We start from the raw sequence: 14,550 nt of genomic DNA, 5'->3' as shown, positions 1-14,550 counted from the left end.
TTCGGGGCTCTGCCCCCATACCTCGGACCGGACTCCGCCCCAGCCCCCGGACCGGGGCTCCGCCCCAGGCACCGGGGGCCATGGGCGGAGGCCCTGCCCTGTGGCGGAGCTTCTGCCAGCCGGCGGAGCCGCTGCCGCCCGGGGGCGGCGAGCCGATCGGCGGCGCTGTGAACACTCGCACGGCGGGCTGAACGCGTCGGCGCGGTGGACGATCGGGCTGGTGCCCGCGCCCATGCGGGGTCGTCCGGCCGGGGTCTGGGGCGGAGCCCCAGTTGTGGGAAGGGGCGGGTAGGGGAAAGCAGCCCGCCGCAGGCGTACGCGTACCGCCGGACACCCACCGAGCCCCGCCCCGCCACTGAGCCACTGACGCCAACCCGCTACCGCGTACTCGTCCTCCAGCCGCTGAACTCGACCGTCCCCCGAGCCCCCGTCCCACCGTTCGCCGCGGTCATGAAGATCCCGGCGTCCTGCGCGGCCGCCCCGCCCGGCGCCGTCACCGTGGCCACCTTCCGCCAGCTCGCGCCGTCGTCGGTGGACAGCTCTCCGGTGTAGGAGGTGGCGGCGGTGCGGGTCAGCCGCAGCAGTACGGGGGCCTTGACGCCGGTGATCCGCTGGTAGGTGTCCAGCGTGCCGTCGCCGCCCGAGTCGTACGACAGGACGACACCGTTGGCCGGGGTGACGGAGAGGTTCACAAAGCCGGGGGAGCCCGCCGTGGCGAGGTCGCCGCGGACGATGATCCCGGCCCGCGCCCAGGGCCCGGTGACCGCCTGGGCGTCCACCTTCACGGTCATGGCCGTGCCCACCGTAAGGACGCCATCACGGTAGACGGAGCCGAATTCGGCGGTGCCCTTCCACAGGTCCTGGCCCGCGCCGTCGATCGCGAACCGCTCGTCCAGCTGGCCGAAGGCCGCGCCGTTGTTGGTGACGGTCCGCAAGCCGTCCGCCAGCGGTCCGGCGATCCACAGCGTCCCGGTGCGCACGGCCCGCACCCGCTCCTCGCCCCGTGGCCCGTACGTCACGCCCAGCTCGTACGGCAGCGGCTTGAGCGGGCGCTCCAGCGGCTCGTCGGGCGCGGTGGCCCGCCAGCGGACCTCGCCGGTGCCGCCCGCCGGGACGCCCGGCAGCCGGGTCGGCCCGTCCGGGGACGGGTCGAGCCCGGTCACGGTGAGGTCGAAGTCGACGCGGCCGGTGGGGCGCAGCCCGTTGACGTTGCGGAGGGCGGCGGTGAGGGACGCGGAGCCGCCGGGCGGCAGGGTGGCGGGCTCGGCGGTGACGGTCAGCGTGCCCTGGTACGGGGCCTTGGCCAGCGCCTCGTACACCCGCTGGGCGGTGCGGTGGGCGTCCGCCGTCGGCCGCACGGGGTAGCTCTTGCGCTCGCGCGTCCACGGCTCCTCGACGGCGAACCAGTCGAAGGCGCGCGGCGTGCGGTTCTCCGCCAGCGCGTCCTCCAGCTCGTCCAGATAGGACTGCCACTGGGGGAGGTGGAAGTCGGCGATGAGACCGCTCCAGTCGCGGTTGGCGTAGTTGGCCAGTTTGCCGCCGTCGGCCGTGGCGCGGTCCGCCCAGGTGGTGATGAGGGTGCGCGCGGCCCGCTCCAGCTGGGCCGACTCCTCCTCGCCCAATGCCATCCGCTTGGCGTCCTCGAGCCATGGGCCTAGCAGGAACCCGCGGTGGGCGCCGGTCATGTCGTCGCTGAGCCGCATCAGCTTGAGCCACAGCCGGGACAGCGTCCGGAAGGCCGTGCGGTCCTTGCGGTCGTAGGCGTCCTGGAGCTGCGGGATCAGCTGCCAGGAGCGGTTGGCGAGGGCCTGCCGGGCGATGTCGGTGAGGTCGTGGCGGTAGGCGTCGCTGTCGCGCAGCCCGGCGCGCACCCCCAGCAGCGCCGCGAAGGCCATGTCGAACCCGGCCGGGTCGAAGGCGGGGGTGTGGGTGGCGTAGTTGGTGCCCGAACGCGCGGTCAGGGAGGGCCGGGCGGCGAACACCGAGTCATGCGGGCGGCCGTCCTTGCTGCTGATCTCGTACGCGGTGTCGCGCAGCGCGGCGAACGCCTCCCGGGCCCTGGTGTCCCGCCCGCCATAGCGCACATCGGCGTAGGAGCGGAACCACTCGGCCCGGTCCACCGCCTCATCCCGCCACGCCAGCTCGCTGAACAGCTCGAGCGCGGCCGGATCCCGCTCGACCGCCTCCGGCATATAGGCCGTGCCGACCAGCTTGCTGCCCGGTTTGTCGCGCCAAACGGTGAACCGCTTGGTCCACATATGGGTCTTGGCGCCGATCGTGGTGCGGCCGCCGAAGTTGGGGATGGTGCCGAACGCGTACGGCACCTCGCCCCAGTCCCGCTCCCGGTCGGTGACGGTGTCCAGGTCCGAAAGGCCGTCCACGATGAGCATCCGGTCGTGGTCGACGGCGTCCAGCAGATCGCGGCGCGGGTTCTCCTGCCAGCCGAGGATCACCCAGGTGGCGCCGGGGCGGGCGGTCTGGAGCGAGGTCTCCACGGCGCGGGCGGCCTCCGGCACGGGGACGTCACCGGGGTCGCCGCCCTCGTGCAGCAGATCCATCTTGAACAGCTCGGCCTCGCCGAACAGTTCATCCTGATGGCGGTAGAAGGCGGCGGCCACCTTCCGGAACACCTCGGTGCGCGGATCCAGCCAGTCGGGCCGCCTGAGCCCGTTCCAGTCGCCCTGCGGAACCGTACGGCCCCCCGGGTTGCGGTCCGCGAAGCCGTCCGGGACGGTGCCGAAGTAGCCGGGGAACACCGGCCGCATGCCCAGCTCCCGCAGCCGGTCGGCGATCCGCCGCCCCAGCTCGGTGCGCTTGGCCAGGAGCGCGGTGGACACCGGGCCGCCGTATCCGCTCATGTTCTGGAGCAGCCACCACGGCTGGTGGGAGGGGGCGGGGAGCCAGGCCCGCGCCTCCTCGTCCGTATAGCCGAAGTCCTGGAGCAGCCGGTGGTAGACGGCTTCCTGACCGGCGGTGACCAGCAGTTCGTTGCAGCCGTGCAGGGCCGCGATGTCGATCAGGTGCTCCCAGCGGTCCCAGTCGGCGAACGGCGCGGTGTAGCCGTCATGGGTGTCGTTGAACGCGAAGCGGTGCGGGAGCGCGGTCGAGCGGATGACGCGCCGGGCGGGCGCGGGCAGCTTCCCCGGCAGGTTCAGCTGATCGCCGGACCAGGAGATCTGGGCGTGGCAGGTGTACTTGAGGTACCAGTGCACCCCGGTGAGCAGCACCGCGGGGCTGGTCCCGGAGACCGTCAGCCGCCCCGCGGACCCGTCGACCTCGAACCGCTCCTCATCGCCCCGCTTCTCCAGCGCCACCAGCCGGAACTGATCGGCGTGCGCGGGCAGCAGCCGCCGCAGCGCGGCGCGGGCGGGAGCGGTGTGGAATGCGGTCACGGCGGTGTCCTGTGCGTCGTGCGGTTCGTCGGCCACGGCGGGGATCCGGCTCCCCAGTGTGGCCCCGGCCCCCAGTGCTCCGGCGGTTCCGATCAGCGTGCGTCTGCTCAGGTCGCTCATGCGCCCCCCAACGGACAACGGCCAATGGGTCATATGGACAAGGCACTTAACCAGCGTTGCGGGGTGGGAGCAATGGGGCGCACGGGAGGCGGGGGCACGGCCGACCGGCTCCGGCGGGCCGGGGTACGGCCGGCCCCGTCGCCGACCGGCTCCGGCGGCTCAGCCCCGGTCGAGGTAGGCCAGCACCGCCAGCACCCGCCGGTTGTTGTCGTCGGACGGCGGCAGACCGAGCTTGCCGAAGATGTTGGAGGTGTGCTTGGCGACCGCACGCTCGGTGACGAACAGCTGTGCGGCGATGGCCGTGTTGGACCGCCCCTGCGCCATCAGCTCCATCACCTCCCGCTCGCGCGGCGTCAGATTCCCCAGCGGCTTGTCCTGCGACCGCCGGGTCAGCAGCTGCGAGATCACCTGCGGATCCATCGCCGTCCCGCCCGCCGCGACCCGCCGCACCGCGTCGATGAACTGGTCGGCGTCGAACACCCGGTCCTTGAGCAGATACCCCACCCCACCGCTCCCATCGGCCAGCAGCTCCCGCGCGTACAGCTGCTCCACATGCTGCGACAGCACCAGCACCGGCAGCCCCGGCCGCGCCCGCCGCGCCGCCAGCGCGCACTGCAACCCCTCGTCGCTGAACGACGGCGGCAGCCGCACATCCACCACCGCCACGTCCGGCTCCAGCTCGGCCAGCGCCTTGCTCAGCTCGGGCCCGCTCTCCACGGCGGCCACGACCTCGAAGTCGTACGCCTCCAGCATCCGCACCAGCCCGTCCCGCAGGAGGAAGAGGTCTTCGGCGAGGACAACGCGCACGGCGGCTCCAAGACTTCGTCGGGCCCCTGGGATGGGGGACGTGACCGAATCCGACGAATGTACCGCTGTGCGGTGAGCGGGAGGGGATCAGCGCCCCGCGCGGGGAACCGTTCTGCCGGATTCCGCGTAATCTCCTCTTGACCTGCTGCTGGCTGGTGGCGGGCGAACGAAGGGGGAGCCGGTGCTGGGTCGGGTGCGGGTGACGGTGGGCGTGGCGGTGTCGCTTTCGGTGGCGCTGGTGGCGTGCGGGCCGGAGAAGGAGTGGACGGGGGCGGAGCCTTCGAAGGGGTCCGCGGCCGAGGCCGCGCGGTTCGCGCCGTTGGTGCGGCTGGCCAAGGGGGAGTCGCTGTTGCCGATGGACGCGACGCGGTTCATCGGGCGGTCCGCGCTGCGCTTCGACCACGACGGCTTCTGCCGTGACGAGGGGCCGGTGGCCGATCCGATCGACCCGCGGCGGTTGGGGAGTAAGGACAATCCCTACCAGCACGCGGAGGTGCAGCCGGGGAAGTCGTCGGCCAAGCCGGTGTCCTGCCCGGGACACGGGGACAAGTGGCGCACCTCGACCGAGGCCGACGGCGGTTTCTATCTCGACCCGCCGAAGGAGGTGCGGAAGGGCGAGGGCACTGACGCGCCGGTCTACTGGGAGTACCACAACCACAAGACCGACCCGAAGCGCGGGGCGTACGTCTACTGGTTCTTCTACGCCTACAACAACCTGATCCCGGGCAACAGGCACGAGGGCGACTGGGAGCGCGTCGCGGTCCAGCTGCGCGACGGCAAGCCGGAGGCGGTGACGTTCGCGAAGCACGGCAAGGACACGTGCAGCGTGAAGTGGTCGGAACTGGATCCGCGGGACGGGCATCCGACGGTGTACTCCGCGCGTGGTTCACACGGCTCCTATCCGACCGATAAGAACCAGTGGGTGAACGGCACGCTCGATCGGCCCTCGAAGGGCGGCGCCGAGTGGCGCACTTGGGAGCACGCCCGCCCGGTCAACCGCGAGCCCTGGTGGGGGTACGCCGGGTGGTGGGGGTCGCAGCAGCATGTGAGCGGATTCAACGGGCCGATGGGCCCGCGCCCGGGGCGTCTGCTGTCGGGCATCTTCACCGACGACAGTTGCGGGCCCGCCGACAAGCCGCCGACGGATCCGCCCAAGGACCAGCCCACGGACCAGGCCACGGACCAGGCCACGGACCAGGCCACGGAACAGCCCACGGACCAGGCCGCGCCCAGGACGAAGGAAGGGGCGATCCGGCGGTACGAGGAGTATCTGCACGCCGTGGGCCGGGAGGACATCAAGACGGTCTGCGAGGTGGCCGGGCCCGCCGCGAAGCAGGCGGAGGACCAGGGGTTCGGTCCGTGCACGTCCACGTTCCTCATCACGTTCCAGATGATCTCGCCTACGCAGAAGAAGGCCCTGACGACCGCGACGGTCGATCCGCGGAAGGTCGTCGTACGAAGCCCCGCCAAGATCGACATTTCGGCCGATGCGGTCAAGGCCTCCGTCACCTTCTCCGAAAACGAGATCGGGACCAGCACCCTGGAGTACATGAAGGACGACTGGTACATCACCGACTGAACTGGTACGTCACTGAACGACTGGTACGTCACCGACTGAGCGCGCGCGGCGCGGTGGACCCGGTCGCCGTCCCGCGCGCCGCCGCGCGGTAGTGGTCGCGTATGTCCTGGCGCAGCAGCGCGCCGAACCCCGCGTGCTCCACCCGGGAGGCGAGCTGGTCGCGACTCACCCCCAGGGCGTCGGCGGTCGCGCCGAAATGCCAGTCGTGGGCGGCGAGGAGGGTGAGCAGATGGCCGCGCCGGGTCTGGGCCTCGGAGAGGCGGAAGGTCTTGAGGTAGGCCAGGCGGCCGTCCTCGTGGGTGATGGTCTCGCCGATGTGCTGCTCGGTGTTGCGATGGAAGGGCGGCAGGAAGCGGGACAGGGCGAAAGGCCCCATCGTGCGGACGCGCTGGAGGGAGTACGACTCGTCGAGCAGCCCGCCCGCCATGGTGTGGTCGTGGAACTCCGCCCACTCCCGCTGATGCCGGGCGGCCTCCGCCCGCAGCTCGGCCAGCGAGCCCACCGCGCCGTCGCGGATCCGGGCCCGGAACTCCGGGACCGGGCCGTACAGCGTGGTGTAGTGGTGGATCAGCTCCCCGAAGAGGTCCAGGACCAGCGAGGGGTGCAGGGCGCGGTAGTCGTCGGGGTGCGGCACCACGAAGGCGGCCGTGAGGGCGTCGGCCGCGTAGACCAGGACCCCGCACTGGCCGGGGTGGATCTCGAAGACCCGCAGCGCGTCGCGCAACCCCTCCACCTCGGCCCCGACGTACGCCTGCTCGACCCTCGGGGACAGACCCCGGCTGACCGCCCGGTGGGACCACTCCTCCCACACCACCGCGGGGCCGCCGAAGTGCAGCGCCAAATACCCTCCAGGGCCAGGTGGAGAGGCAGGAAGCGCACCCGGTTCTTGTCGACGCGGCGGGCCATCCGGCGGTGGAGGCGCAGCGGAACGCACGCGGGGCGCGGCCCGTCGGCGTCCTGCCGCAGCTGGGTGCCGTAGGAGGACGCGGGGGTGCCGTCGTCGGTCCAGCTCGCCACGTAACCGTGCGGGATGTACGAGCAGTACGCGGTGCGCCGGTCGACCGCCACGGCCGCGAAGTCATCGCCGTACAGCCGGTCGTCCAGGCGCAGATCGGTGATCGGCTCCTCCCGCACCAGCGGTACGAGGCGAATCGCGCCCCACACCTGGGAGGGCAGCGCGGTCAGGCCCGTGAGCGCCACGAGCGTCCTGTCCTGCCTCATCCCTCCACCTCCAGGAACCGCCGTACGCGGGCGTCCATATGAGTCCACAGCTCGGCCGCGCGGGTGCGGCCCTCCGCGAACTGGGCGAGCTCCACCAGGGCCGGAAGGTCCTCCGCGTCCCGCACCCCCACGGTCGGCACCTCCCGCGCCAGCCGCCGTACGTCGAAGTCCTCCACGTCGTACACCGGGTTGAGGTGGACCACACTGGTCCGGCCCCGGGGGTCCAGGCGGGTGCGCCATATCCGCAGCACCTCGCCGGCCAGACCGGGCGGCGCGTTGTCCCAGCCGTCGGAGACGATGACGAGCCGGTCCGGCAGGTGCTCCAGCGCGTCCAGGACACGGGTGCCCAGCGGGGTCGGGCCCAGCGGATACATCAGCAGCGCGTCGGTGCGGCCGGACAGCCACAGCGGGATCAACTCGCTCGCCAGCGCCTCCAGCAGAAAGTGGCAGCCCAGCGCCACCGCCAGCGGGCGGCGCCGCTTCCGCGTGGAGCCGAACGAGGAGAAGCTGTCGTCGAGGACCGCCGCGACCCGGCCCCAGGTGCCGGTCCGGGCGCCCGCCGCGCGCCGTGCGGCGGCGCGCAGCGCGGCGGTCAACTCGGCGCGGCGGGCGGCCCGTTCGTCCAGCGGCAGCGAGAGCACATGGGTCGCCAGCCGGGTCAGCGGCATGGTGGCCAGGTCCGCCCGTACGGAGTCGGCCCCGGCCGCGCGGGCCGCACCCTGGAGCCGCAGCCGCTCCAGCCGGGTGAGCCGCGGGGCGATCCGCTCCAGGAAGACCTCGCGGTCGATGCCGTGCCTGGCCGCGAAGCCCTCGGCGACGGTGTACGGGAGGTCGTACACCGCGGACCGCTCGTAGTGCGCGCGGCGCCACGCCTCCAGCAGCGGGGAGCCGAACCCCTCGCTCCGGCGGCCGACCGGCTCGAAGAGGAACGGGCCGAGGTCGCCGTCGAGCCGCAGATGCGCGTGGCGGACGGCCGACTTGACCGCGCCCCGGTACTTCACCGCGTCGAACGCCGGATCGGGGCGGGCCGCCAGCCAGTCCCGCACGATGGCGCGGGTGCGGCGGTTGTTGACCCCGGCCCGGCGCAGCTCGCGGAACAGCCGGTAGACCCGGGGCGGCGGAAGGGCGGCAAGGCGCCGGGCGATCAGCCGGCCCTCGGTCCGGCGCTGTTCCGGTGTGGCCTCCTTGGCGCTCTCCAGCAGCCGCCGGACGATCAGTGCCGCGTTGTGGTCATTGATGTTCAGCGCGAGGGTCGCCGCGTACAGATCCCGGTAGTTCCCGAGCAGGTAGGAGTGCAGGAAGTCGAGCGACATGCGCTGCTCGCCCGCGTCGGAGTGGAACTCCCGCTGGCCCGTGGAGGTGATGGCCGCGTTCACGAACAGCAGGACGTCCTCGGCCGCGACCAGATCGGCCAGCGTCTCCATGGGGCCTCCGGCGACGGGGTGCGGGAGCCGGCCGGGGAATGGGGGCACGAACTGCGAATCGTCGCTTAGCAGGCGGGTTCCGGAAGTCGCACCGGAGTCCCGCGGCCGGCATCGGCACGCTAACACCGGCGCGGCGCGTCCCGCCGCCGGATTTCCCCCGGCCCGCCGGACTTTCCCCGGCGGTGGGTCATCGGGCGGCGCCCTGCGCCGAGAGGGCGCAGGGGATCTCCATCGTCACCATGGTGGGCCCGCCGGGAGGGCTGCTGACCGCGAGGACCCCGTCGAACGTGCCCAGCCGCCGCTCGACGCCGCTCAGCCCGCCGTCCGGGGTGATCTCCGCGCCACCGCGGCCGTCGTCGGTCACGGTGATGCGCAGCATGCCGTCCTGGTGGTGGATGTCCAGCCACATCCGCGAGGCGCCCGCGTGCTTGGCCGCGTTGGTCAGCACCTCGCTGACCGCGAAGTACGCCGCCGACTCGACCGGTTCGTCGGCGCGGCCCGTGAGGTCCACGTCCACCTCCACCGGCACCGCCATCCGCAGCGCCAGCGCGCGCACCGCGTCCCCCAGTCCCCGCTCGGCCAGTACCGGCGGATGGATGCCGCGGACCAGGTCGCGCAGCTCGGCCAGGGCCTCGGCGGAGTTCGTACGGGCCGCGGCGAGCAGCTCCCTGGCCTTGGCCGGGTCCTTCTCGATCAGCGCCTCCACGGTGCCCAGGCTCATGCCCATCGCCACGAGCCGGGCCTGGGCGCCGTCGTGCAGATCGCGCTCGATGCGGCGCAGTTCGGCGGCGGAGGTGTCCACCGCGTCGTGCCGGGTCTCGGTGAGCCGCCGCACCCGCTGTTCGAGCGCCATGTGCGGGGTCGGGTCCAGGAAGGAGCGCGCCAGCAGGAAGTGGCCGCGCAGCAGGACGGGGGAGAGGACCGAGCCGAGGGCGATGAAGCCGACGCCGACCGGGACGGCCAGCAGGGCGGTGCCCAGCGAGTCGATGGGCAGGAACGCGTACCAGTAGGTGCCGCCCGCGTCCACGATCGGCTGCCACACCCCGGCGGCCAGTACGAACCCCTCGACCCCGTACGGCATGAAGACGAAGGCCAGCAGCGCGATGGCGTACCCGGCGGTCATGTCGACCTGGAGCCACAGCAGATCGCGCCAGGTGGCCGGGTCCTTCAGCAGAAAGGTGCACAGCTCCACCTGGCCGGTGACCCCGGAGCGCCGATCGGCCGGCAGCGGCCGGTACGGCAGCTGGATCCGCACATCGGACCAGGCGGCGGCCAGCAGCCGGCGCCGATTGGCGTGCGCCCGCACCGCGCGGATCAGCGGAGGGGTGGTGAACACCCCGATGCCCAGCGGGATGAAGCTGATCGACACGATCGTCAGCACGGACAGGGTGATCGACACCAGCGCGAGCCAGGAGACGGCGAACCCCCGTGCGCAGGCCGTCAGCGCTCCACGTGCCCTCATCCGGCTTCCCCCTCGCTGGTCGGAATGTCGTGCCCGCACCGGCGGGCCATCTCAGTGTGTCAGCGGCCCGCCGCCCGGACACGGGGGCCGCACACCGTCCCGGGGTGTACCTGGCACCACCTCCCCGCCTCGCCCTATGGCTCGGCGACAGGGTGGCTGCCCGGCTGGGGCGCGGACCTGCGGATTTCTAGCGTCGTGGCATGACCTGTTCCGTCCGTACCTCACGGGGAGAGACGCCATGAGCGCAACGAGGAAGGGCCTGGCCGTGCGGCTGGGCGGGTGGTCCACCCGCCACCGCAAGACCGCGATCACCGGATGGCTGCTGTTCGTCGTGGTCGTCGCCGTGGTCGGGGGAATGTCGGGGTCCCGGCAGATGACCAACTCCGAGAACAGTACGGGCGATTCCGCACGCGCCGAGAAGATCCTGGAGGACGCGGGCCTCCAAACCCCGGCCGGCGAGATGGTGATGCTGCGCAGCGACCGCCCGGACGGCTGGCGGGACGCTGCCCGCGACCTCTCGGCGCGGCTGGAGCGTACGGGCGAGACGGTGCGCGTGCAGCCCCCGGTGCGCTCGGAGAACGGGCGGGAGGCGCTGATCAGCTTTGAGATGAAGGGCGACCCGGACACGGCCGGGAAGCGGGCCGGGCCCGTCGTCGAGGCGGTGGAGAAGACCGAATCGGACCACCGGGGCGTCGTGGCCTACGAGTTCGGCGACGCCACCGCCCAGCATCGGCTCGACGACATGCTGACCGACGACTTCAAGAAGGCCGAACTGACCGCCGTACCGCTGGCGCTGGGCATTCTGCTGGTGGTCTTCGGGGCGCTGGTGGCCGCGCTGCTGCCGGTGCTGCTCGCGGTGACCGCCTGCGTCGGCACCTTCGGACTGCTCGCCCTCGTCAGCCATCAGCTGCCCCTGTTCGACTCCACCAACTCGGTGATGTTCCTGGTGGGCCTGGCGGTCGGCGTCGACTACTCGCTGTTCTACCTGCGGCGGGAGCGCGATGAGCGGGCCGCGGGCCGGGACGCCGGGACCGCGCTGCGGATCGCGGCCGCCACCAGCGGCCGGGCGGTGCTGATCTCCGGGGTCACGGTCATGCTGGCGATGTCCGGGATGTTCCTGTCCGGGCTGATGCTGTTCCACGGCTTCGCGGTCGCCACCATCCTGGTCGTGCTGATGGCGATGCTCGGCTCGGTGACCGTGCTGCCCGCGATGCTGTCCTGGCTGGGCGACCGGATCGACGCCGGGCGGGTGCCGCTGCTGAACCGCCGCCCCAAGAAGGGTGCCCGGAAGGGCGTGCACGCCGGCGGTGGGCTCTCCGGCAGGCTGATGCGGCCGGTCCTGGCCAAGCCGAAGCTGTTCGCCGCCGTATCGGGCGCGCTGCTGCTGGTGCTGTGCGTGCCCGCCCTCGGGATGAAGACCGAACAGCTCGGCCTGGAGAAGCAGTTCGGCTCCGACGCCGCCATCACCGTGGCGTACCAGGAGATCACCGGCTCCTTCCCCGGCGGCCCCGCCCCGGCCGAGGTGGTGCTGCGCTCCGACGGGGTCGGCTCCGCCCGCTTCGACGCGGCGGTGGCGGACTTCAGGAAGGAGCTCGCCGCGTCCGGGCGGTTCGGGAAGACGGTCGACGTCGAGGCGCACCGTACGGAGGGAGTGGCTCGGATCGAGGTGCCGCTGGCCGGGGACGGTCAGGACGCCACCTCCCGGCGCGCCCTGGACACCCTCAAGGAGGATCTGGTGCCGAGGATCCTCGGACCGGTCTCCGACCAGGCGTACGTGACCGGTGAGCTCGCCTCCAGCCGCGACTTCAACGACCAGCTGAAGACCGACATCGCACCGGTCTTCCTCTTCATCGCCGCCGTGACCTTCGTACTGATGCTGCTCTGCTTCCGGTCGCTGCCGATCGCGATCGTCTCCATCCTGCTCAACCTGCTGTCGGTGGGCGCCGCGTACGGCACGATGACCGCCGTCTTCCAGCACGGCTGGGGCGCGGAGTGGCTGGGGATGGAACCGGCCGGGGCGATCGAGGGGTGGATGCCGCTGTTCGTCCTCGTCATCCTCTTCGGACTGTCGATGGACTACCACGTGTTCGTGGTCTCGCGGATCCGGGAGGCCCATGAGCGGGGGCTCGCCACCCGGGACGCGATCCGCGAGGGCATCCGGACGACGGCGGGCTCGGTCACCGGGGCGGCCGCCATCATGGTCGCCGCCTTCGCGGTCTTCGCGCTGCTGCGGATGCAGGACATGCAGCAGATGGGCGTCGGGCTCGCGGTCGCGGTGCTGGTGGACGCCACATTGGTGCGGATGGTGCTGCTGCCCTCGGTGATGGCGCTGCTCGGGGAGCGCAACTGGTATCTGCCGCGCGCCCTGCGGTGGCTGCCGAACGTAAGCCATGGCGAGGAGCCGGTGGAGCGGCCGCGGCCGCCGCTGGTGGGTGCGGGCCGCTGAGATTCCGGATCCGCCGGGGTCCCGGATCCGCTGGGGTCTCGGATCCGCACCGCACGACGCCCGCCGTGGCGGACAGGCTCCTGGCCTGCCCGGCACGGCGGGCGTTCACGGGTTGACGAGAGTGGTCAGACGGTGGGCACGTACTTGTACCCCACCCGCCGCACCGTCACGATCGTCCCCCGGTGCTCGGCGCCCATCTTGCGGCGCAGCCGGGCCACATGGACATCGACGGTCCGGCCGTCGCCGACATGGCCGTACCCCCACACCGTGGTCACCAGCTGATCGCGGGTGTGCACCCGGTGCGGATGGGCGACGAGATGGCTCAGCAGCTCGAACTCGAGGTACGTCAGGTCCAGGGGCCGCCCGGCGATCTCGGCGGTCCGCTGGTCGGGGTCGATCCGGATCAGCTCGTCACCCGTCACCGCCGGAACCCCCTCCGTGGGCGGCTCCGCCGCCTCGGGTATCTGCCGGTCGGCCGGGACCAGCACCAGATAGCCGACCATCGGCGGATGGCCGGGGAGTGCGGGCACGGTGTGCGGGGGAGCGGGCAGCCAGGTGGCGCCGGGGTGCAGCAGATCGGCGACCGGTGGCACCTCGTCGGGTGCGACGGCTCGCAGCCGCTGGCGTGCGGGTGGGACGGACGGGCTGGTCGGGGCCGCGGGAGTGGAGGCGGGGGCGGTGGCGGACGACAGGCCACGGAGGTTCGTCATGAGGTCAGCTCTTTCGCGCGAGAGGGCGTCAGTGGACGTCGTGCGCGCGGGCTGGGCGGCCGGGCGGAGAGGTCAGCGGCCGAGCGAGCGGGCCCGCGCTTCGGATGCGCGGCAACACTCGCGGTCGAAGTGGTGCGCCTGCCGGGACGGCCAGAACGGCTCGAGGTCGTAACGACCCGTCGCGATGTCATGGAGGCTGGCCATGGCCCTATTGAAGCAGATACCGGGCCCGGGGCGCTCGGCCGTTGACCGGGAAGAGGTGCGACGATGCCCCGGTAAGAGGCCCCGCGCGGAAAGCTCCGCAGGCCGCCGCGTACCCCTTGAGGAGCGCAAGCCCATGCCGCACATCGTCGTCGAATACTCCGACACCCTGACCGACGCGTTCGACCGCCCCGGCTTCGGTGCCGCCCTGCACCCGGTGGTCGCCAAGACCGTCGACACGGCGGTGGCGGGCTGCAAGACCCGGTTCCGGCGGATAGAGGAGGCCCATCTCGCGGACGGCGCCGATGACCTCGCCATGATCCACATCGAGGTGTCGATCCTGTCCGGGCGCGACGCCGAGACCAAGCGGGAGCTGTCCGCCGCGGTGGTGGAGGTGGCGCGCGCCCATGTGTCGCCGGTGCCGGGGTTGACCGTGCAGACCACCGTCGACGTGCGGGATCTCGACCGGGACTGCTACGAGAAGCACGAGGCGGTCCATCCCGCCTGACGGGGGCTTCTCGGCGGGTCGCACGATACACCTTCGAGGGCGAATCCGGCATCTACCTATATACCAAGCCGAGGCGCACAATGGTGGTGCGGTGTTTTTACCGCACTGTGCGGTCAGACTTGCATGGATCGAAGGAGGCGAGTCGAATGGCCGACGTCTCACGTGCGAGAGGCGATATAACGGGCCACCCCGACGTGTCGGAGATGCGGGAGCGCTACGCACGCATGATGGACGCGCGGGACGTTGTCTTCCTCGACGGGCCGGTGCTTCTCGCCGGTCTGTACTTCGCCATCTCTCCCTGGGTGGTGCACTTCTCGGGCACCAGCCCCAACCTCATGGTCAACAACCTCATCCTCGGTATCACCATCGCCCTGCTGGGGCTCGGCCTCACCACGGCGCCGAGGAGGATGTACAGCCTGTGCTGGGCCATGTCCGCGATCGGTGTATGGATGATCATTTCTCCCTGGGTGGTCGCCCGGGGCGCCGATGCCGGGATGATCGTGAACAATGTCGTCGTGGGTGCCATCACCTGCCTGTTCGGCCTGATCGCGGCCGGCATGGTGATGCGGAAGGGCAGGGAATCAACCTGACCGGACGCTGAATCACCGGACCGTCTGGACAACGGCGGAGGCCGTCCACCGCACACCCTCCGGGGCCGTGCGGCGGACGGCCTTCGCGCG

The 14,550-nt window shown here is 71.9% G+C and carries 10 protein-coding genes and 1 pseudogene; 4 read left to right on the top strand and 7 right to left on the bottom strand.

What is annotated here, in order from left to right; genetic code table 11:
• Window positions 1-377 precede the first annotated feature (377 nt).
• Both ACJX2R_RS16780 and ACJX2R_RS16775 read right to left on the bottom strand, forming a co-directional pair.
• Complete coding sequence (locus ACJX2R_RS16780; RefSeq protein WP_413100749.1) at window positions 378-3,512, bottom strand: alpha-N-acetylglucosaminidase TIM-barrel domain-containing protein; 3,135 nt, start codon at window positions 3,510-3,512, stop codon at window positions 378-380.
• 159 nt (window positions 3,513-3,671) lie between these two features.
• Window positions 3,672-4,319 carry a LuxR C-terminal-related transcriptional regulator gene (locus ACJX2R_RS16775; protein ID WP_413100748.1) on the bottom strand — a complete coding sequence of 216 codons (648 nt, stop codon included), beginning with the start codon at window positions 4,317-4,319 and terminating at the stop codon, window positions 3,672-3,674.
• 181 nt (window positions 4,320-4,500) lie between these two features.
• Between ACJX2R_RS16775 and ACJX2R_RS16770 the strand changes: the two genes are divergently transcribed.
• Window positions 4,501-5,898, top strand: coding sequence for a PT domain-containing protein (locus tag ACJX2R_RS16770; RefSeq protein ID WP_413100747.1), 1,398 nt, complete (start codon window positions 4,501-4,503; stop codon window positions 5,896-5,898).
• A 28-nt stretch (window positions 5,899-5,926) separates the two neighbouring features.
• Here ACJX2R_RS16770 and ACJX2R_RS16765 read toward each other — a convergent pair.
• From ACJX2R_RS16765 to ACJX2R_RS16755, 3 genes and pseudogenes are all read right to left on the bottom strand, one after another.
• Window positions 5,927-7,119 (bottom strand): annotated as a pseudogene (locus ACJX2R_RS16765) (ARPP-2 domain-containing protein).
• Entirely contained in the window at window positions 7,116-8,543 is a 1,428-nt protein-coding gene (locus ACJX2R_RS16760) for a hypothetical protein (RefSeq protein ID WP_413100746.1), read from the bottom strand. The pseudogene ACJX2R_RS16765 and the gene ACJX2R_RS16760 overlap by 4 nt, the downstream one beginning before the upstream one ends.
• Before the next feature lie 187 nt (window positions 8,544-8,730).
• Entirely contained in the window at window positions 8,731-10,005 is a 1,275-nt protein-coding gene (locus ACJX2R_RS16755; RefSeq protein ID WP_413100745.1) for a sensor histidine kinase, read from the bottom strand.
• 238 nt (window positions 10,006-10,243) lie between these two features.
• Here ACJX2R_RS16755 and ACJX2R_RS16750 point away from each other — a divergent pair, with 238 nt between their 5' ends.
• Window positions 10,244-12,451 carry an MMPL family transporter gene (locus tag ACJX2R_RS16750; protein WP_413100744.1) on the top strand — a complete coding sequence of 736 codons (2,208 nt, stop codon included), beginning with the start codon at window positions 10,244-10,246 and terminating at the stop codon, window positions 12,449-12,451.
• Between the two features lie 125 nt (window positions 12,452-12,576).
• Here ACJX2R_RS16750 and ACJX2R_RS16745 read toward each other — a convergent pair whose 3' ends face one another.
• On the bottom strand, window positions 12,577-13,161 hold the full coding sequence (locus tag ACJX2R_RS16745) for a winged helix-turn-helix domain-containing protein (RefSeq protein WP_262705992.1): 585 nt from the start codon (window positions 13,159-13,161) through the stop codon (window positions 12,577-12,579).
• Between the two features lie 72 nt (window positions 13,162-13,233).
• Complete coding sequence (locus ACJX2R_RS16740; protein WP_413100743.1) at window positions 13,234-13,365, bottom strand: hypothetical protein; 132 nt, start codon at window positions 13,363-13,365, stop codon at window positions 13,234-13,236.
• Between the two features lie 133 nt (window positions 13,366-13,498).
• On the opposite strand from ACJX2R_RS16740, the gene ACJX2R_RS16735 reads away from it, so the two are divergent.
• Together ACJX2R_RS16735 and ACJX2R_RS16730 are read left to right on the top strand one after the other, a co-directional pair.
• The gene (locus tag ACJX2R_RS16735; protein WP_262705993.1) at window positions 13,499-13,870 is read left to right on the top strand and encodes a 5-carboxymethyl-2-hydroxymuconate Delta-isomerase; all 372 of its coding nucleotides are present in this window, start codon (window positions 13,499-13,501) and stop codon (window positions 13,868-13,870) included.
• Window positions 13,871-14,016: 146 nt separating this feature from the next.
• Complete coding sequence (locus ACJX2R_RS16730) at window positions 14,017-14,460, top strand: SPW repeat protein (protein WP_262705994.1); 444 nt, start codon at window positions 14,017-14,019, stop codon at window positions 14,458-14,460.
• Window positions 14,461-14,550: the final 90 nt, after the last annotated feature.

The organism is Streptomyces sp. Inha503, from assembly GCF_047215865.1.
In the GTDB taxonomy this organism is placed as follows: domain Bacteria; phylum Actinomycetota; class Actinomycetes; order Streptomycetales; family Streptomycetaceae; genus Streptomyces; species Streptomyces lycopersici.
Note: the sequence above shows the minus strand (reverse complement) of the source record. Positions and strands in the feature narration are given on the sequence as shown.

Coding starts and splice junctions, on each gene's coding strand:
- ACJX2R_RS16780 (WP_413100749.1), bottom strand. CDS start 3,512: ATGAGCGACCTGAGCAGACGCACGCTGATCGGAACCGCCGGAGCACTG.
- ACJX2R_RS16760 (WP_413100746.1), bottom strand. CDS start 8,543: ATGGAGACGCTGGCCGATCTGGTCGCGGCCGAGGACGTCCTGCTGTTC.
- ACJX2R_RS16755 (WP_413100745.1), bottom strand. CDS start 10,005: ATGAGGGCACGTGGAGCGCTGACGGCCTGCGCACGGGGGTTCGCCGTC.
- ACJX2R_RS16750 (WP_413100744.1), top strand. CDS start 10,244: ATGAGCGCAACGAGGAAGGGCCTGGCCGTGCGGCTGGGCGGGTGGTCC.
- ACJX2R_RS16745 (WP_262705992.1), bottom strand. CDS start 13,161: ATGACGAACCTCCGTGGCCTGTCGTCCGCCACCGCCCCCGCCTCCACT.
- ACJX2R_RS16740 (WP_413100743.1), bottom strand. CDS start 13,365: ATGGCCAGCCTCCATGACATCGCGACGGGTCGTTACGACCTCGAGCCG.
- ACJX2R_RS16735 (WP_262705993.1), top strand. CDS start 13,499: ATGCCGCACATCGTCGTCGAATACTCCGACACCCTGACCGACGCGTTC.
- ACJX2R_RS16730 (WP_262705994.1), top strand. CDS start 14,017: ATGGCCGACGTCTCACGTGCGAGAGGCGATATAACGGGCCACCCCGAC.